Consider the following 17,715-nt stretch of genomic DNA (forward strand, 5'->3'; position numbering starts at 1 on the left):
AAGACGACGAGGTTGATAGGTTCGGGGTGGAAGCACAGCAATGTGTGTAGCTGACGAATACTAATCGGTCGAGGGCTTATCCTAAAACGCTTATATGGTCCATACAACCTGTAAGCAACAGCTAAAGTTCGGCAAGACAATCTTTCGTATCCAGTTTTCAGGGCGCAATGCCTTGAATAGAAATGGTTCTGTATTTTCTGAAGCGATTCGGGAAGCATAATCATCGAAAAACATTATATTCCCTGATAGCTCAGTTGGTAGAGCACTCGACTGTTAATCGAGTTGTCACAGGTTCGAGTCCTGTTCGGGGAGCCATTGTAGAGAGGTGTCCGAGTGGTCGAAGGAGCACGATTGGAAATCGTGTAGGCTCTAACCGGGTCTCGAGGGTTCGAATCCCTTCCTCTCTGCCATATACGGCCCGTTGGTCAAGGGGTTAAGACACCTCCCTTTCACGGAGGTAACAGGGGTTCGAATCCCCTACGGGTCACCAACTTCTTCACAAGAAAAATTTAAAAAAGTGCTTGACTTAAGACTTGATCCTATGATAAGATATAAAAGTCGCTCAAGACAACATGGAGGATTAGCTCAGCTGGGAGAGCATCTGCCTTACAAGCAGAGGGTCGGCGGTTCGATCCCGTCATCCTCCACCATTTAAACTTTTTTAACGACGCGGGGTGGAGCAGCCCGGTAGCTCGTCGGGCTCATAACCCGAAGGCCGCAGGTTCAAATCCTGCCCCCGCAACCAATTCTTTACCTTCGGAATGATCCGAGAATATGATGTGGAGCTGTGGTGTAGAGGCCTAACATGCCTGCCTGTCACGCAGGAGACCGCGGGTTCGAATCCCGTCAGCTCCGCCATTACAAACATCAGGCTCGGTAGCTCAGTCGGTAGAGCAGAGGACTGAAAATCCTCGTGTCGGCGGTTCGATTCCGTCCCGAGCCACCATGATGTACTAGCAATACTTGCACAATTGGATATGCCGTTGTAGCTCAACTGGTAGAGCAACTGACTTGTAATCAGTAGGTTGGGGGTTCAAGTCCTCTCGACGGCACCACATGGAGGATTAGTGAAGTGGCTAAACACGGCAGACTGTAAATCTGCTCTCTCTGAGTTCGGTGGTTCGAATCCATCATCCTCCACCAGTTTACCTTAGGGGCATAGTTTAAAGGTAGAACAAAGGTCTCCAAAACCTTTGGTGTGGGTTCAATTCCTGCTGCCCCTGCCAATTGAATACTTCTTGTTATGGCGGTCGTGGCGAAGTGGTTAACGCATCGGTTTGTGGATCCGACATTCGGGGGTTCAATTCCCCTCGATCGCCCCATTAACTTAAAATTAGTTTTTTTTATTTTTTTGTTGGGGATTAGCCAAGCGGTAAGGCAACGGACTTTGACTCCGTCATTCTCAGGTTCGATCCCTGAATCCCCAGCCATTGTTTTGCGGAAGTGGCTCAGCGGTAGAGCATCGCCTTGCCAAGGCGAGGGTCGCGGGTTCGATTCCCGTCTTCCGCTCCAATATTTATTTGGCGCCATAGCCAAGTGGTAAGGCAGAGCTCTGCAAAAGCTCTACCCCCAGTTCGAGTCTGGGTGGCGCCTCCACAATAGCTCGACAAATGTGCGGCCTTAGCTCAGCTGGATAGAGCGTTTGACTACGAATCAAAAGGTCAGGAGTTCGAATCTCTTAGGCCGCGCCATTTTTACAAAATAATTGCCGGTGTGGCGGAATGGCAGACGCGCGCGACTCAAAATCGTGAGGGAAACCGTGGAGGTTCGAGTCCTCTCACCGGCACCAACACACACAATCATGAAGCTCTTAAGATCAATTGATCTTAGGAGCTTTTTTGCGTTATTTATATTAAAAACTTTGTGCTTTACAATCGGCCGCACATTAGTGCACTATTTAACTAATACACATATACACTGGAGGTTGTTCGAATGTATGATCAAAGTAATGAACCCGTCCTTCGGCTTAAGAACGTATCGAAGCGGATAGGCGGCAAAGCGCTCGTTGATAAACTTTCCTTCGATGTCCATAAGGGTGAGATTGTTGGCTTGCTAGGGCCGAACGGAGCAGGTAAAACAACAACGATCCGAATGATCGTTGGACTTATAGAGATGAGCGAAGGCGATGTTGAAATTCAAGGACATAGCGTTAGAAATCACTATTTGAAGGCGGTACAAGAGGTGGGCGCGATTATTGAAAATCCGGAGTTTTATCCGTATATGACGGGATACGACAATCTGAAGCAGTATCAGCGCATGAACGAAAACATCACGGATGTTCGAATTAAAACGGTGACAGAGTTAGTGGGGCTAGAGAATGCACTGAATAAGAAGGTGAAGGCTTATTCCCTTGGCATGAGACAGCGGTTAGGCATTGCACAGGCTTTGCTGCATGAGCCGTCATTGCTTATATTGGATGAGCCGACGAACGGACTTGATCCGGCCGGTATTCGCGAAATGAGGGAATATTTGAAGCGGATCGCAAAGGAGGAGAGCATCTCCATACTAGTTTCTAGTCATCTGCTCTCTGAGATGGAGCTAATGTGCAGCCGTGTCGTTGTCATTCAGGAGGGCAAGCTTGTTACGCATCGGACAATCGGTGAAAGCGTAAGAGAGTCGAGCCAAGTAACGGTAGCTTTTCGGGTTGATAACGTTTATAAAGCAAAGAAAGCAGCACAAGAGCTGCAGGCTGTTACGATAACCGAGGAGAGGTCCGAACAGGAAGAGCTGGTTCTAACGCTCGATAATGAACTTATTCCGAATGTGCTGAACTCTTTTGCCAATAAGCAAATCAAGGTGTATCGCATTACGGAAACGAAGCTGTCGCTGGAAGAAGAATTCATGAAATGGACGGGAGGTAATCGCATTGCGTAGATTCAACAAGTTAGTCGTTAATGAATGGTTGAAAATGTCGAAGAAGCGCAGCTTCTTCATCGCCTATGCGGTATTGCTGCTCGCGACAATAGGCTTTACGTATATCATCTTGGAAATGTCGAACGACCATGACCTTCCTTCCGTACTCGACTTTACGACCATGTTGATCGGCAGGTCAGGTCTCGGGCAAATCACCTCCTTCCTGGCGATTATTTACTCGGCCGGGGTGCTGGCGAAGGAATATCAACTTGGTACGATCAAGCTTCTCCTCATTAGAGGCCATAGCCGATCGGCAGTGCTAGCGTCCAAATATGTAGCGGTGATGTTGTTCGTTCTGTCGCTGGTCCTATTCTCGCTGGCTGCGGCTCTGATAGCAGGGTTCGTTACATTGGATTACTCGGGCGGAGAAAGCAATTGGTCTGACGTATGGCTCACCGCCTTGTATCAAACGGTATATACCGTCATCTATGTAACGTTAACGTTTATGTTCGGCGTCCTAACGAAATCAGCAGGGGCAACGATCGGCATAGGCATGCTTGCGGTTCTGCTGGAGAGCATCTTCAATGCTTTTCTGGCCAAGTACGGGTTCTATAAATACTTCCTATTCCTGAACACGGACCTTTCTGTTTATCGAATGGGAGAAACGCCGGCAACCGGGATGTCACTAACTTTCTCTAGCATTGTGGCAGCCGTATATGTACTCTTATTTCTAGGAGTAAGCTTTGTAACGTTCAAGAAACGGGATATCGCTTAAGTGTGCTGACAGACCTTACAAAGTTCGGGCGGCGGAAAGGAGCATCATCCATTGTGAGTATTGAGTTCGATAACAATCTGCCGATTTACTTGCAAATCATGAATTATATGAAAAAGCAAATCGTAATCGGAAAGCTGAAGGCGGGGGACAAAATCCCTTCCGTTCGCGAATTGGCCGTAGAGCTGCAAATTAACCCGAACACCGTACAGCGTACGTTTCAAGAGCTGGAGAGAGAGCAGATCGTGGAGACGAGGCGCGGTTTAGGACGATATGTGACAAGCGAGGAAGCGAAAATTATGGAAATCAAAAAAGAGATGGCCGGCGATCTCATCGATCGTTTCATCCAAGGCATGCAGGAGCTTGGATTCCAGAATGACGATATCGTATCGATCGTTGCCGAAGCAGTCAATGATGAAGATCGCGGATAGGAGAGGTTATTTGTGAGTGACTTGCTGCAACTGGACGGCGTATCGAAGTCGTACGGAGCGAAGAGAGCGCTGAATAGCGTGTCGTTAACGATAGGTTCGGGAAAGATCGTCGGATTGTTGGGGAGCAACGGAAGCGGCAAGAGCACGCTGATGAAGATAGCAGCCGGCCTTATTCCTAACTACGAGGGGCATGTATGGATAAACGGTCAGCCTGTAGGCAGAACCTCGCGTTCGCTTACTTCCTTCATGCCGGATCAACCGCTGACGGAGAGCTGGATGCGAGTGAAGGATGCGATTGCCTTCTATAAGGATTTCTATGCCGACTTCGATACGGAGAAAGCGAATGATATGCTGAAGTTCATGAGACTGGAGCGCGATGCACGGGTGAGCAGCCTATCGAAAGGGATGCAGAAGAGGTTGCAGCTCACGCTTGCATTATCGCGCAATGCGAGATTGTATTTGCTTGACGAGCCGATTGGCGGCGTGGACCCTGTTGCGAGAGGCAAAATACTCGATGCGATCGTAGAGTATTACGACGAGAACAGCAGCTTGCTTATCGCTACTCACTTGATGCAAGATATTGAACGGATATTCGATGAGGTCGTATTTCTAAAGGATGGCGAGCTAATTCTGCATGAAGAAGTGGAGACGATACGAGCGAACAATGGCCAGAGCGTAGATGAAAAGTTCAAGGAGGTGTTCGACGATGCTTAAGCTTCTGAAATACGACTGGAAGCACAGTGCCGCTTTCCTTCTTGGCGTACTTGCGATTGTCGTGATCATGCAGGCGGCGCTAACGATTACAGCTCTTGCACGGGATTGGGACGAAATCGTCGTATATGCTCTGGGAACTATGATCTATTCGCTTGCCGCCATTCTGACCGTGGGGCAATGCTGCAAAAACTACGATTTAAGCTTGCGTGATTATCATCGTCGCCTGCTGCCGACCTATCCGCTTCAGAGTGTTGGAGCTGTAATGATCTTAAGCTTGCTCTGCGTTGCGGTCATCTCGATTATTGCGCTTATTCACAACTTTATATATTTCGATTCGATGGGACGGGAGCTTGCCGATATTGTGGATCTCGAATCATTGTCTCTAAGTAATGTGCTGAGCATCACGGCGAGCTACCTATGGTCCGTAGCAACGCTTGTTATAACCGTGCTCGCTGCCGTTACGATTAGCCGCTCTATACATGCGAAGATGAGAGTATGGATTGGCATTTTTTCTTTCTTCACCTTGGGGATGCTGCTTTCCTGGATAGAAAACGTACTGTTCGGCTCGGTTGATGGCATGTTCGGGATCGTATCCGTTCAGATGACGAGCACCGCGGCAGAAGGTACGATTCAGCTTCCGGCCTCTCTGCAAACAGAGATTGCAGCGGGACCTCTTCTCGTGGAGGTTGTATTCGCGGCAGCTCTCCTATATCTGATTCATTATCTTGTAAGCAAGAAGATCGACATTTAAATAAAGCTGTAATAGAGAGGACGACTCGGTATGCCGGGTCGTCCTCTTCATGCAATATCCATTTTCTTCTATATAGAAAACGCTTAACATGTTAAAATAGGTAACGATATGATATCGAACAAGGGGCATTGCTGCCCCTTCTTTTCCATTTTTGAATGATGTTATGAAAACGCATAAAATGGTAGAATTATAGTAGCCCGAATAAAGATAGGAGGAAAGCATAACATGAATAAATCGATTAGAACTCGTCTTATCATCGGATTTATGGGGGTTATGCTTCCAGTGGTCGTATACATGCTAATCAATAACAGTTACGCGAGAAACATTGTCAGGGAGAAGGTTTCCGAAACCTACCTTAATACACTCGATATATTTGTCCGACAGACCGACCGTAGTCTGGAACAGATTAATGACTATTTATTCAAGATGTCCGTGCTTGATTCCGATGTGGGGCTTCTAATGTCTTTTCCGATGGACAGTGACGTGTACACTTTAACTAAAATCAGGATAGATTCGAAGTTAAACCGCGATGTCGGCGTGTATAACTTAATTGATTCTGTGTTTTTGTACCACAAAAATGACATTATTTTCGGAACGAATAGCGTATACAATGATACGAAAAAAATAATTCAATCCCATATGGATGTAATGACAACAGAAAAAAACCTGGCGCTTAATGATCAGCATACGTGGCAAGTCAGAGCGGACGACCTCATGCCGGGTAAATATTTTCTTATTAATTTCATTAAAGCTTCAGAAGGACTTTATGTTGGAGCGATTATAAAGGTGCAGGATATTAATACAATGCTTTCGATTCAATGGAGCGACGGTGATATAGGTTATAACGGCATCTATCTCCGTGATGGGAACCGACTTGTACAATCCTTAACGGAAAGTACGACAACGCCCGCATTGAACGATGAACTATCAAAGGAGCCCTATGCATCGTTAACCGATTATGAAACAGGAGCCGCCTATTTGGTTATGAATAGGTTGAGCGATATGGTTGACATTGACTACCGGGTCGTCATACCGGAGGAAACGCTGCTCCGCGATCTGCTCTTTTTCCGAAATGCAACGTTATTCACACCTATTGGATTTCTTGCGATTTTGCTTATTTATTTATTTTTTATGCGCAACATGCTTTTTAAACCTCTGCATGAGTTGATAATCGGGATGAAGAAGATTTCTTTGGGGATGCTGGATGTGAGGCTGAAGAAGAACAAATCCTTGGAGTTTGAATTTTTGGGCAATACGTTCAACGTTATGGCGGAGCAAATCAAAACGTTGAAAATTGACGTTTATGAAGAACAGCTTCGGGTGAAGCAAGGGGAATTAAAACAGCTTCAGGCACAAATCAATCCGCATTTTTATATGAACAGCTTAAATATTATCTATAATCTTGCTGCACTAAACGATACGGAAACCGTTAAAAAAATGTCGCTGCATCTTGCGGATTACTTCCGTTTCATTATGAAAGCCAACCGGGATACGATAACTCTCAAGGAAGAAATGACCCATATCGAAAACTATATAACGATTCAAAAAATCCGATTCCCAAATAAATTGCAATGTACGTTCGAGGGGATGGAACCCATAGTAAATTACCCGATTGCAGCTTTGACCGTACAGCCTTTTGTTGAAAATTCGATTATTCATGGATTTAAAAACCGAAAACAGCTATTCCAAATTCATATAAAGGCTGAAATGACTAAGGATAAAGGATTTATTCTAACCATCAGCGATAATGGAGTCGGCTTTAGCCCCGAGGTGCTGATAAAGCTTCAGAATAAAGAGCCGCTGCAGCAAGATGAAAAAAGCAGCTTAGGAATTATGAATGTCATTCACAGGCTTGAACTATTGTATGGGGAGAAGACTTCAATCACATTCGGCAATAAAACGGAAGGCAACGGCGCGATAGTTACTATCGAATTTCCATAGCCTGGAAGGAGACAGGATAGTTGTATAATTTGTTAGTCGTAGATGATGAGGAAATAGCGATTCGCGGCATAGAAAAAGGGATAGATTGGTCATCGCTGCCAATAGCTAATATTTACACCGCATACGATGTCGAAGAAGCGAGGGGAATGATAGCGGAGCACACGATACACATTGTTCTATCCGATATCGATATGCCGAATCAGAGCGGGGTTGATCTACTTGAGTGGGTGAACGAACATTACCCGTCTACCGTTACTATATTCCTTACCGGACATGCCGACTTCAAGTATGCGCAGCAGGCCGTTCAGCTTGATTGCTTCGACTACTTGCTAAAGCCGATTGACCATAACGTGTTGAAGGCATGCGTGAATAAAGCGCTGGACAAGGTGCGCGGTTTAGAGCAGCTAGCTAAAATCCGGGTAACCTACGATAAGTTTTATGAGCAATGGAACAAACAGCTTCTTATCCTGATCGAACGGTTCTGGCAGGACGTATTGCACTATCGGCAGTCTGTGGCACAGCAGCATCTCGATTCAACGATGCACACCTACGCATTACCGCTTTATGCAGATAGTCCTATAAGGGCAGTGCTTATCAGTATTGAGCAATGGCGGGAGGAATGGTCTGCACGTGATGAAGAAATTATGACGTACGGGGTTAAAAATGCCGCCGAAGAAATTATTCTTCAGGATGATTCAGGACATATTATTCAAGATGGCAATGGAATCTTGTACGCACTCTTTTATAGCCCTAAGGATGAATATTCGGAAACGATAGCGGACAGATGCAAACAGTTTATCCATCAATGCAAAAATATGCTGCATTGCCATCTTTCCTGTTACATTGGAGAGGAAATGGAGGTCCGGCAAATTCGTACGGGCGTACAGTCGCTATTGGCGCTTGAGCGAAGCAATGTAAGTGCGACTTGCGCAGTCATTTTGGAGCGCGATCACAAAGGAACGCTTGAGAATACGGCTCCGCAGCAGGTTCATTTCACCGACTGGGCACTCCTGCTGGAATCAGGCAAGCAGACGGAGTTATCGATGCGCATTGATGAATGCTTCGATCAAATGCAAGAGAGCAAGGTCGATTATACGTACATGGCTTCCTTTTACTATGGCTTCATGAACATGCTGTTTCAATGGTTTAATAAAAAATCGGTACCAATGACCGATGTATTCGCGAATAAAGAGTGGGAGGTTGGCGAGAATGTCCTTAAATCGTTGTCACGGATGCGTGCGTGGACACAGCAGCTGAGCATGCAGGTAACCGAATACGCCAATCAGAACGGCAAGGACGTATCCCAAGTGGTGGAGAAAATTCAGCGGTATATGGAAGAAAATCTTGGAGAAGATTTCAGTCGTGAACAAGCAGCCGAGCACGTGTTTTTAAATCCGGCGTACTTGTCCCGCCTGTTTCGCAGAGAAACAGGCTTCTCGTTAACGGACTACTTGGTTAGACTTCGTATTACGAAGGCTCGTGTTGAGCTGGAGAAGACGAATAACCGCATCAGTGATATTGCCGTAGCGGTCGGTTACGCTAATTTTTCGCATTTCTCCAAGCTATTTAAGAAGATGACCGGTCTGACACCGCAGGAATACCGGAAAAAGTATCAAGAGGTATAATAGAAAGTCACGAGACCGTTAAAAAGGTCACGGCGCCGACAGTTGACGGCGTCTTTTTTTTATATAATTAAGCAAGAGAAAGCGGTTAACGTATTGGTAACGAGGAGGAGGGGGAAGGCGATGGCTAAACAAACAACGGAAGCGGTATCTACCGTCTACATTCCAAAAATAAAAGCTGGGAAGAGATCTCAATTGGACATTTTCCGCAAGTACTGGATGTTCTACTTGATGATGCTCCCGGCCATCGTACTGCTGGTGTTCAATAATTACATTCCCATGTTCGGCATCATTATCGCGTTCAAGAATATCAACTACGCGGATGGTATACTGGGAAGCGCATGGAGCGGGCTTACAAACTTCGAATACTTATTTAAAACATCGGATGCATGGATTATTACTCGGAACACCTTATTGTATAACTCAGGCTTTATTATTTTAAATTTAGTTTTTCCGCTTGCATTTGCGATTATGCTGAACGAAATCAGAAGCCGATTTATGGCTAAGCTGCATCAAACGGTTATGTTTCTTCCATACTTTCTGTCGATGGTCGTCATTAGCTATCTCGTATTTGGCTTCTTTAGCGATGAGCATGGCTACTTGAACACCTCGCTGCTCCCTGCGTTAGGACTTGAAAAGGTGCAATGGTACTTCACGCAAGAGGTTTGGCCGTATATTTTACCGCTTGTCAACACTTGGAAAAATATGGGTTATTTCACCGTTATCTATATGGCCGCCATTATCGGGATCGACGATGAGTATTATGAAGCGGCTACCATTGATGGGGCAAGCAAATGGAAGCAAATGACGAGCATAACAATTCCGCTCATCATGCCGATCATTACGATTATGACGCTGCTTCAAATCGGGAAAATATTCAATGCTGACTTTGGTTTGTTTTTCCAGGTTCCAAGAGAATCTGGCGTATTATTCCCTGTTACGAATGTAATCGACACTTATGTATATCGTACGTTCCTGACAGTAGGCGATATCGGGTTATCCTCTGCGGCGGGCCTGCTGCAATCAGTCGTCGGGTTTACGCTGGTGTTTCTATCGAATTGGGTTGTACGGCGCATCAACAAGGATAACGCATTATTTTAAAATACAGGAACGTATAAGATTCGTAAAACATTTGGAGGTGAACCCTATGGAAGCAGCCGAGAAAATATCTTCCGGATCCAACCTGAAGAACCAGTTGTCGAAACCGGCTTCTCTAGGCATCAATATATTTTTCATCATCTATTCATTGCTGTGCATCGTTCCTCTCGTACTGATCGTTATGGTGTCCATCTCTGATGAAGGAACGGTCATAAGGGAAGGGTATCAATTTATACCTTCAAAGTTTAGTTCGGCAGCCTATCAATTCCTTTTTGAAGATGCAACCCAAATTTTTCGTTCGTATAGCATATCCATATTCGTGACCATCATTGGAACGACGCTAAGCTTGATCATCATGGCATTGTATGCATATCCGATTTCCAGAACAGACTTTCCGCATGCCAAGTTTTTCACCTTCTTCGTTTTTTTCACAATGCTGTTCTCGGGCGGACTTGTGCCTTGGTACTTGGTATACGTACAAATGCTTGATATAAAAGATACGTTGATGGCGCTTATTATGCCGCTACTTGTAGCTGCATTCTTCGTCCTCATTATCCGGACGTTCTTTCAGACGACGATCCCTGCTGCAGTATTAGAATCGGCGAAAATTGACGGTGCAGGCGAATTAACCATATTTGTGAAAATTGTACTTCCGTTATCGCTTCCGGTACTGGCGACGGTTGCGCTCTTTCAAACGCTTACGTATTGGAATGATTGGTTTCTAAGCTTGGTGTTCATTACGAAGGATGCCAATATTACCGTTCAATATTTGATGTACAAGACAATGCTTAATATTCAATTCCTGGCGAATAACAGCACGGCTGCGGCAGCCATCACAGCGGCAGGGGGAACATTCAAATTTCCGAGCGAGACGGTTAGGATGGCGATGGTTGTCGTCGGAATTGGACCCATTATATTCGCTTACCCGTTCTTTCAAAAATATTTTGTGAAAGGGCTGACCGTCGGCGCTGTTAAAGGCTGATTAGAGGATTAGCCAACGATTGGCTGTAACCGGCAATGCCGGTTGAGCATATAAACCTATATCTTGAGGGAGGTCCACCTGTTATGAAGCACATTAAACAAAAAACATCCATGCTTCTTTTGTTGATGATGACCATCGTATTAGTTGTATCGGCTTGCTCAGGCAACGGCGCTAAAAACAATCCGGAGCCTGCGAATGAAAACGAGCCAACTGCAGCACCAGGAAACGCAGCAACATCAGAACTTAAGCCATATAAAATATCTTTGGTTTACCCGGGTACACCGCAAAAGGATGAGACTAAAGTCGAAGATGCTTTGAATAAGCTTCTTACGGAAAAAATAAATGCAACGATCGATCTTATGCCGATTGATTGGGGCGCGTGGGAAGATAAAATCAACTTAATGATTGCTTCGCGCGAAGAGGTAGATATTATTTTCACGGCGCAATGGAACGGACACGCTAAAAATGTCGGCAAAGGCGCGTTTATTGAACTTGGCGAGCTTATCGATAAGTATGGTCAGGGGATCAAGGATTCTCTAGATCCGGCATTCCTCGAAGGCGCGAAAATCAACGGCAAAAACTATGGGGTACCAACAAACAAGGAGCTTGCTGCAGCAGGCGGCATCGTATACCGCAAAGATATTGCCGATGAGCTCGGTATCGATATGAGCAATGTAAAAACGCCCCAAGATCTGGATGCCGTATACGCGATTGTAAAAGAAAAGAAACCTGAATTAACGCCGCTGTATACAACGGCCGGCACATTTAACTCACACTTCTTTGCCAATTATGATTTCTTGGGCGATTCCACGATTCCTGGCGCAATCCTGAAGGACCAAGATGCTACAACAGTAATGTCAGTAGAACAGATAGACCGCTACAAGGAATATTTGAATCTGACTCGCGATTTCTTCAAGAAGGGCTACATTAATGCGGACGCGGCAACAACACAGGTGTCTTCCGGAGATGCATGGAAGGCCGGTACTGTATTCTCTACAATCGAGCCAATGAAACCGGGGAAAGATGCTGAAATTGCGAGCGCTGCTAATTTAACTGGCAAGCTTGCCCAAATCACCATGACGGAAAAAACGGTTGCAACATCGGAAACGGCGGGGTCGATGCTTGGTATTTCCTCAACGTCCAAGGATCCGGCACGTGCGATGATGCTGATTAACCTATTGCATACGGACAAAGAAATTAACAATCTTCTCAATTTCGGTATCGAGGGCGATCACTATACACGATCTGGCGAAATTATAACAGCAACAGACAATACACCTAATTACAATCCGGGCTCCGCATGGATGTTCGGAAGTCAGTTCCTCAACTATGTATGGAATACCGAGGATCCGGAAAAATGGGCGAAATTCAAGGAGTTTAACCAGAATGCAAAGGTATCCCCGGCACTTGGCTTCGTATTTGACAGCGAGCCTGTGAAAGCTGAAGTCGGCGCTATTGCCAACGTCATTAAACAGTACCAAAGAGCGCTTGAAACAGGTTCTGTTGACGTTGACAAAGTTCTCCCCGAATATGAAGAAAAGCTGAAGGCTGCGGGCTTAGACAAAGTCGTTGCAGAGAAGCAAAAGCAATACGACGCTTTTCTTGCAAGCAAGTAATCGATAGCTGCAAAAGAGTGAAGAGACCCGCACCTGATAGAAGGTGTGGGTTCTTCGTTTTTCACCAATAGTCGTAATGCTAACTCGACTAAGGTCTAGTTAAGAAACCGCCGAAAGTCCGTTTTAACCTATTGAAAAAAAACCTAAACTAAGTACATAGGCAAGAGCAATACAAACGCAGCTTAGAAACAAAGAAAGAAACCAAACAAATTACGGAAAGAGGTGAACTAAGCTATGAACGGAAAAAGCGCGTTGGGCGTCCTGCTCGTGGCAGTCGGCGGGATTGCAGTACTTAAGTTTATCGGCATTAACTTCGGAGCGATATTCGGTCTCCTGCTTCCATTCATTCTAATCGGCTTCGGTATTCTAGGCTGGGTGAACGGGAAGAAAATTATCGGCGGTGTACTTGCTGCAATCGGCGGACTTATGCTACTAGGCAAAATGGGCGGCATCCTGATGCTCCTGCTCGCGATCGGCGCGATCGTATGGGGCGTATCGATGGTTAAGAAAAGCAGACACGGCTATTAATCGATAGCGGATGATTATAGATAGGAGGGTACAGTAGATGAGCATTATGCGAAGAGTACGCGACATTACGGTCGCTACCTTGAATGAAAGATTAGAGAAAGCGGAAGACCCGGTTCGGTTGATTGATCAGTTTCTATGGTCGACGCGGGAAGACATTATCCAAGCCGAGAAGCTGTACCAGCAATACGCCGGACATAGCAACCATCTGAAAGCGCAATGGCTGCAAGCCGAACAACAGAAGGAACGGCGCGAGCAACAAGCGCTGACAGCCCTGAAGGCAGGCGAGGAGCAGCTAGCGCGGATTGCCCTGCATGAGAAAGCAAGCTGCGAGGAGCGCTCGACTCAGTATCGTGAGCTGTTCGAGCAAAGCAGACAAAATACAATCGATCTGGAAGAGCAGCTTCGCCAGATGCGAAGCGAATACCAGACGGTATACGACAAGCGCGAATATTACGCTGCACGGATGGAGTCGCTTAGACTTCAGCAACGGATGAACAGCCGTTACGGCGGCGCATACGGCGAGCAAGGCGTTCAGCCGGGTGCTGTGTTCAGAAAGCTCGAAGATCGCATTAGCGACATGGAGCAAGAAGCGAAGAGCTTGCGCGACGTTCGCCGAATGGGACAGGAGTTTCTGTCCGATGCAGGAAGCACCGTTCAATCTGTAATAGAAAGGGAGCTTCAGCAACTAAAACGGAAGCTTGAGAAGGAAGGTTGGTCGTCTTGAAAAAATTGTACCGATTAAGGCAAGAGAAGATGCTGTTCGGCCTTTGCGGCGGAATAGCGAGAATGCTCAATGTCGATGCAACATTGCTGAGGATTCTGCTAGTCGTTGTAACGATATTGTCGGGCGGCGCGCCTATACTGGTCTACTTGATCGCAGCGCTCGTCGTACCGAAAGAGCCCCCGATCTATTCGGATTACGGCCCGCATGGTTTCAATAACGGCTTTGGCGGCGGTTTCCATCCCGGCGGCTACAACCAAGGCGGATACAATAACGGCTTCGGCGGCAACGCGAACGGCAACGGTCAATTCGGAACGCCTTCAAGCTACGGCGGTCCTTATAAGAACCCGCCGCAACAGCCTGGCACATGGAACGATCCGCAGCATAACGCAGCACCTGCGAGCGGCTCGCAGTTCGATAGCATGATGGACGATTTGGAGAAAAAAGCGCTCCGACGCGAAATTGATGAATTGAAAGCCAAACTTGCTCAATACGAGAAGGGAGAATAACAAAATGGGAATTTTCAAACGCATGAAAGACATGACGAAGGCAACGGTAAACGAGGCTCTTGATAAGATAGAAGATCCGGTAATTATGCTTAACCAATACTTGCGCGATATGGAATCCGAGATTCACCAGGCGGAAGTAACGGTCGCGAAGCAAATGGCGAATGAGCGCCGCATGAAGCAGCGCTTGGAAGAAACGGTCCGTAACGTAGGCGACCGCGAATCGAAGGCAGAGGCAGCGCTTCGCGCAGGCCAAGAGGAGCTTGCCCGCAAGCTGCTTGAAGAGAAGCTGTATTTCGACCAGAAGGTTGGCGAATACACGGAACTGCATGCGCAAGCGAAGACGCAAGCGGACGGTTTAATGCAGCAGCTTCATACGATGAAGGATGAGTTCTACCAGCTTCGCAACAAGCGCAACGAGCTCGCATCCCGTGCACAAGTGGCGAAAGCTCAGAAGCAAATGGCTCAACTGGCTTCCGACCATACGATTGACAGCGGCACGGCATCCCGCGGCTTCTACCGCATGGAAGAGAAAATCATGCAGCTGGAAGCGGAAGCCGACGTGCTTCGTACGCCATACGGCGCCAGCGGCCAGACGCTGACTGTTAGCGCAGCCGATTTGGAGAAGAAGCATAAGGTTGACGAACAGCTTCAAGCGCTTAAGGATAAGCTTGGCGCAGCTAGCGCACCAAGCTTAACCAAGGAAGAGACAGCAGAATAATATAGATCTGCCGACAGGGAGAAGCGGACCGTTCACACGGTCTGCTCTTCTTGCTTGTGCGCCATTACGGGTATACTGTTACATAGAGGATGTGAGCAGAATGGAACGAGGGAAGCCAATCAACGGTAACGATACAAATCATACAGCCCGCAAGCGGAAAATAACGGAGACTATTCTGTGGCTTCTCATCATAGTCAGCTTGGTTGTTATTATGCTTCAGGGGATTGGCTATGTAGAACTGTTCACGCTTCAAGGCAAGTGGGCAATTATCGGTCTTATTGTTATCGGCGTAGCGCTTGCAGCGGCAGCTATTAACGGTTATTTGCAGAACTCGAAGCTGAAGGAATCGATCAAGAGGTTGACCGAGCAGCAGATGAAGCGTCGATTCAATGTGACGCTGGATAATGAAGAGCAAGCGACGCGAGAGATGAGCGAGCAGGCACAGTCCGATCCGGCGTGGACGGAGAAGGTCAAGTTCTCCGCCGTCATCGAGGAGCGGCAGCGGCTTGCCCGCGAGCTTCACGATGCGGTAAGCCAGCAGTTGTTCGCGATCTCGATGACGGCGACGGCCGTGAGCCGCACGATCGAGCGCGACTGGAGCCGCGCCAAGCGCCAGGTACAGCTGATCGAGGAGATGGCGGCGGTCGCCCAGTCCGAGATGAGGGCTTTGCTTCTGCATCTGCGCCCCGTCCATCTGGATGGCAAAAACCTCGGACAAGCACTTGCCGCGCTCATAGAGGAACTGCTGCAAAAGGTGCCTATGACGATTTCGCTCGAGGTCGACGAGTCGATCGTGTTGAATCCGCAGGCGGAGGATCACTTATTCCGCATTGCACAGGAGGCGCTCTCCAACACGCTTCGCCATTCAAAGGCCGAGCGAATGGAAATTAAGCTCTTGCGCAGTGATGGAGGCGTCCAGATGATTCTAAGCGACAGCGGCGTAGGCTTCGATCTGGAAGCGAAGAAGCAGACATCCTATGGGCTGCTCACAATGGAAGAGCGCGTGAATGAGCTTGGCGGATCGCTTAAGATGACATCCAAAGTTGGCGAAGGAACGCATATCTTTATTTGGGTGCCAGCTTAAGCGTAGCGTCGGAATCCGTTTTGACTGTTGCAAGATAAGGTTAGCATCGTATATTTTAGATAGATAGAGGTGGTGAAAGTATGGAGGCAGTTGAGCAATTGAGTCAACCAATCAAGGTGCTGCTCGTAGACGATCATGAGATGGTTCGCATCGGGCTTGCGGCTGTGCTTGATACGGAGGAAGGCATTGAAGTCGTTGGAGAAGCAAGTAACGGGATGGAGGGCATTCGGCTGGCGCAGGCATACAAGCCTGACGTCGTGCTGATGGATCTTGTCATGGACGGCATGGACGGCGTGGAGACGACAGCCAAGCTGCTGGAGCTGTATCCCGACTGCAAAGTTATTGTGCTTACCAGTTACTTGGATGACAGCAAGATGTATCCGGTTATCGAAGCTGGGGCATTCAGCTACTTGCTGAAGACGTCGCGCGCGAACGAAATCGCCGATGCGATTCGCGCAGCGGCACGCGGCCAGTCGGTATTGGAGTCGCAGGTTGCGGCGAAGATGATGAATCGCTTCCGCCAGCCGAAGCAGCAGGAGCAAGCACCGCTGCATGAGGAACTGACGGAGCGGGAGATGGATGTGCTTAAGCGCGTGGCGCAAGGGCTGTCCAATCAGGAGATTGCAGATGAATTGTTCATCGGGGTGAAGACGGTCAAGTTCCATATTACGAATATATTCAACAAGCTGGAAGTGGACGATCGTACGCAAGCGGCTATTTATGCCCATAAGCAAGGGATTGCCGATTAAGGGTCTTAGAAGAGCGAAGCGGGTATCTAGCCTTTCGCCAAAATGAATTGAAATATTTGTTCGATTTGATTCATGTCGAAGACCGGTACGTTAAGGCGATTGCCGTCAATCGATGCGGCTGCTTCCGGCCATGCCGCAATGCCGATGATTGATGTCAACTCCAGGAGCGGGAGATCATCCGGCGTCCCCAGGAGCACGAGCTTCGGATAATCGGCAAGCTTGAAGCCTTCGATCAAGATGACGCCGGCTTCCGGCATCTGCGCGATGAGCTGCTCTAACGGCTCGGACTGGCGCTTCAGAATGGCTGTTCCTTCGGGAGACGCAATAGCGGTTACATCCGCGCCTGCTTGCTGATGCTTCCATGTATCCGTACCGGGCGTATCCATTTGAAAATGATGGGCATCATGCTTGATGGTGCCGACTACATAACCTGCTTGCTTGAACGATTCCGTTAACCGGCAAACCATCGTGGTTTTGCCGGTATTTTTGTATCCGACGACTTGCACGATAAGCTGTTTTGGGCGGTTTAAATGCGGCTGTTGTTGCGGTTGAGCGTTGTTCATTGCTTCCTCCTGCATGCGTCGTTCTTATAGATAATCTAAGTTTATCATAGCTTGGTGAATGCT

General features: G+C 47.4%; 17 protein-coding genes, 16 tRNA genes and 1 rRNA gene. 33 read left to right on the top strand and 1 reads right to left on the bottom strand.

Annotated elements, in window-relative coordinates; translation table 11 throughout:
- The 33 genes from J2T14_RS14845 to J2T14_RS15005 all read left to right on the top strand — a co-directional run.
- Positions 1 to 84, top strand: a 23S ribosomal RNA gene (locus tag J2T14_RS14845); the annotation flags it as partial.
- A 155-nt stretch (positions 85 to 239) separates the two neighbouring features.
- Positions 240 to 315, top strand: a tRNA-Asn gene (locus J2T14_RS14850).
- 4 nt (positions 316 to 319) lie between these two features.
- A tRNA-Ser gene (locus J2T14_RS14855) sits at positions 320 to 410 on the top strand.
- Between the two features lie 5 nt (positions 411 to 415).
- Positions 416 to 490, top strand: a tRNA-Glu gene (locus tag J2T14_RS14860).
- An 84-nt stretch (positions 491 to 574) separates the two neighbouring features.
- Positions 575 to 650: transfer RNA gene (locus tag J2T14_RS14865), tRNA-Val, on the top strand.
- A gap of 18 nt (positions 651 to 668) precedes the next feature.
- Positions 669 to 745: transfer RNA gene (locus tag J2T14_RS14870), tRNA-Met, on the top strand.
- Positions 746 to 781: 36 nt separating this feature from the next.
- Positions 782 to 858: transfer RNA gene (locus J2T14_RS14875), tRNA-Asp, on the top strand.
- A 12-nt stretch (positions 859 to 870) separates the two neighbouring features.
- Positions 871 to 946, top strand: a tRNA-Phe gene (locus J2T14_RS14880).
- A gap of 33 nt (positions 947 to 979) precedes the next feature.
- Positions 980 to 1,055 (top strand) — tRNA-Thr (locus J2T14_RS14885).
- Between the two features lie 3 nt (positions 1,056 to 1,058).
- A tRNA-Tyr gene (locus J2T14_RS14890) sits at positions 1,059 to 1,143 on the top strand.
- A gap of 9 nt (positions 1,144 to 1,152) precedes the next feature.
- Positions 1,153 to 1,226, top strand: a tRNA-Trp gene (locus tag J2T14_RS14895).
- A gap of 20 nt (positions 1,227 to 1,246) precedes the next feature.
- Positions 1,247 to 1,322 (top strand) — tRNA-His (locus J2T14_RS14900).
- 33 nt (positions 1,323 to 1,355) lie between these two features.
- Positions 1,356 to 1,430 (top strand) — tRNA-Gln (locus J2T14_RS14905).
- A gap of 7 nt (positions 1,431 to 1,437) precedes the next feature.
- A tRNA-Gly gene (locus J2T14_RS14910) sits at positions 1,438 to 1,512 on the top strand.
- A 10-nt stretch (positions 1,513 to 1,522) separates the two neighbouring features.
- A tRNA-Cys gene (locus tag J2T14_RS14915) sits at positions 1,523 to 1,596 on the top strand.
- Positions 1,597 to 1,614: 18 nt separating this feature from the next.
- Positions 1,615 to 1,691: transfer RNA gene (locus J2T14_RS14920), tRNA-Arg, on the top strand.
- 16 nt (positions 1,692 to 1,707) lie between these two features.
- Positions 1,708 to 1,789 (top strand) — tRNA-Leu (locus tag J2T14_RS14925).
- A gap of 143 nt (positions 1,790 to 1,932) precedes the next feature.
- Complete coding sequence (locus J2T14_RS14930) at positions 1,933 to 2,874, top strand: ABC transporter ATP-binding protein (RefSeq protein ID WP_307471992.1); 942 nt, start codon at positions 1,933 to 1,935, stop codon at positions 2,872 to 2,874.
- Positions 2,867 to 3,628 (top strand): ABC transporter permease, encoded by a 762-nt coding sequence (locus J2T14_RS14935; RefSeq protein ID WP_307471994.1) that lies wholly within the window; start codon positions 2,867 to 2,869, stop codon positions 3,626 to 3,628. Before J2T14_RS14930 ends, J2T14_RS14935 begins: the two co-directional genes overlap by 8 nt.
- Before the next feature lie 53 nt (positions 3,629 to 3,681).
- Positions 3,682 to 4,056, top strand: coding sequence for a GntR family transcriptional regulator (locus J2T14_RS14940; protein WP_307471996.1), 375 nt, complete (start codon positions 3,682 to 3,684; stop codon positions 4,054 to 4,056).
- 12 nt (positions 4,057 to 4,068) lie between these two features.
- The gene (locus J2T14_RS14945) at positions 4,069 to 4,770 is read left to right on the top strand and encodes an ABC transporter ATP-binding protein (protein WP_307471998.1); all 702 of its coding nucleotides are present in this window, start codon (positions 4,069 to 4,071) and stop codon (positions 4,768 to 4,770) included.
- The gene (locus J2T14_RS14950; protein ID WP_307471999.1) at positions 4,763 to 5,521 is read left to right on the top strand and encodes a hypothetical protein; all 759 of its coding nucleotides are present in this window, start codon (positions 4,763 to 4,765) and stop codon (positions 5,519 to 5,521) included. Before J2T14_RS14945 ends, J2T14_RS14950 begins: the two co-directional genes overlap by 8 nt.
- 225 nt (positions 5,522 to 5,746) lie before the next feature.
- Positions 5,747 to 7,462, top strand: coding sequence for a sensor histidine kinase (locus J2T14_RS14955; RefSeq protein ID WP_307472001.1), 1,716 nt, complete (start codon positions 5,747 to 5,749; stop codon positions 7,460 to 7,462).
- A gap of 20 nt (positions 7,463 to 7,482) precedes the next feature.
- Positions 7,483 to 9,087, top strand: a complete 1,605-nt coding sequence (locus J2T14_RS14960; protein ID WP_307472004.1) for a helix-turn-helix domain-containing protein — start codon at positions 7,483 to 7,485, stop codon at positions 9,085 to 9,087.
- A 120-nt stretch (positions 9,088 to 9,207) separates the two neighbouring features.
- Complete coding sequence (locus tag J2T14_RS14965) at positions 9,208 to 10,185, top strand: ABC transporter permease (RefSeq protein ID WP_307472006.1); 978 nt, start codon at positions 9,208 to 9,210, stop codon at positions 10,183 to 10,185.
- Positions 10,186 to 10,231: 46 nt separating this feature from the next.
- Positions 10,232 to 11,164 (top strand): carbohydrate ABC transporter permease, encoded by a 933-nt coding sequence (locus J2T14_RS14970; protein ID WP_307472008.1) that lies wholly within the window; start codon positions 10,232 to 10,234, stop codon positions 11,162 to 11,164.
- An 83-nt stretch (positions 11,165 to 11,247) separates the two neighbouring features.
- Positions 11,248 to 12,780 carry an ABC transporter substrate-binding protein gene (locus tag J2T14_RS14975; protein WP_307472011.1) on the top strand — a complete coding sequence of 511 codons (1,533 nt, stop codon included), beginning with the start codon at positions 11,248 to 11,250 and terminating at the stop codon, positions 12,778 to 12,780.
- Between the two features lie 234 nt (positions 12,781 to 13,014).
- Entirely contained in the window at positions 13,015 to 13,308 is a 294-nt protein-coding gene (locus J2T14_RS14980; RefSeq protein ID WP_307200989.1) for a LiaF transmembrane domain-containing protein, read from the top strand.
- 37 nt (positions 13,309 to 13,345) lie between these two features.
- Positions 13,346 to 14,032 carry a PspA/IM30 family protein gene (locus J2T14_RS14985; protein WP_307200987.1) on the top strand — a complete coding sequence of 229 codons (687 nt, stop codon included), beginning with the start codon at positions 13,346 to 13,348 and terminating at the stop codon, positions 14,030 to 14,032.
- A complete protein-coding gene (locus J2T14_RS14990; protein ID WP_307472014.1) occupies positions 14,029 to 14,538 on the top strand; it encodes a PspC domain-containing protein in 510 nt (169 codons plus the stop codon). The genes J2T14_RS14985 and J2T14_RS14990 overlap by 4 nt, the downstream gene beginning before the upstream one ends.
- A 4-nt stretch (positions 14,539 to 14,542) precedes the next feature.
- On the top strand, positions 14,543 to 15,256 hold the full coding sequence (locus tag J2T14_RS14995; RefSeq protein WP_307200983.1) for a PspA/IM30 family protein: 714 nt from the start codon (positions 14,543 to 14,545) through the stop codon (positions 15,254 to 15,256).
- Between the two features lie 100 nt (positions 15,257 to 15,356).
- Positions 15,357 to 16,340 carry a sensor histidine kinase gene (locus J2T14_RS15000; protein ID WP_307472016.1) on the top strand — a complete coding sequence of 328 codons (984 nt, stop codon included), beginning with the start codon at positions 15,357 to 15,359 and terminating at the stop codon, positions 16,338 to 16,340.
- A gap of 80 nt (positions 16,341 to 16,420) precedes the next feature.
- Positions 16,421 to 17,089 carry a response regulator transcription factor gene (locus J2T14_RS15005; RefSeq protein WP_307200979.1) on the top strand — a complete coding sequence of 223 codons (669 nt, stop codon included), beginning with the start codon at positions 16,421 to 16,423 and terminating at the stop codon, positions 17,087 to 17,089.
- Between the two features lie 26 nt (positions 17,090 to 17,115).
- Here the strand turns inward: J2T14_RS15005 and mobB are convergent, their stop codons facing one another.
- Positions 17,116 to 17,652, bottom strand: a complete 537-nt coding sequence (gene mobB / locus J2T14_RS15010) for a molybdopterin-guanine dinucleotide biosynthesis protein B (RefSeq protein WP_307472018.1) — start codon at positions 17,650 to 17,652, stop codon at positions 17,116 to 17,118.
- Positions 17,653 to 17,715 lie beyond the last annotated feature (63 nt).

The organism is Paenibacillus harenae (genome assembly GCF_030812415.1).
Taxonomy (GTDB): Bacteria; Bacillota; Bacilli; order Paenibacillales; family Paenibacillaceae; genus Pristimantibacillus; species Pristimantibacillus harenae_A.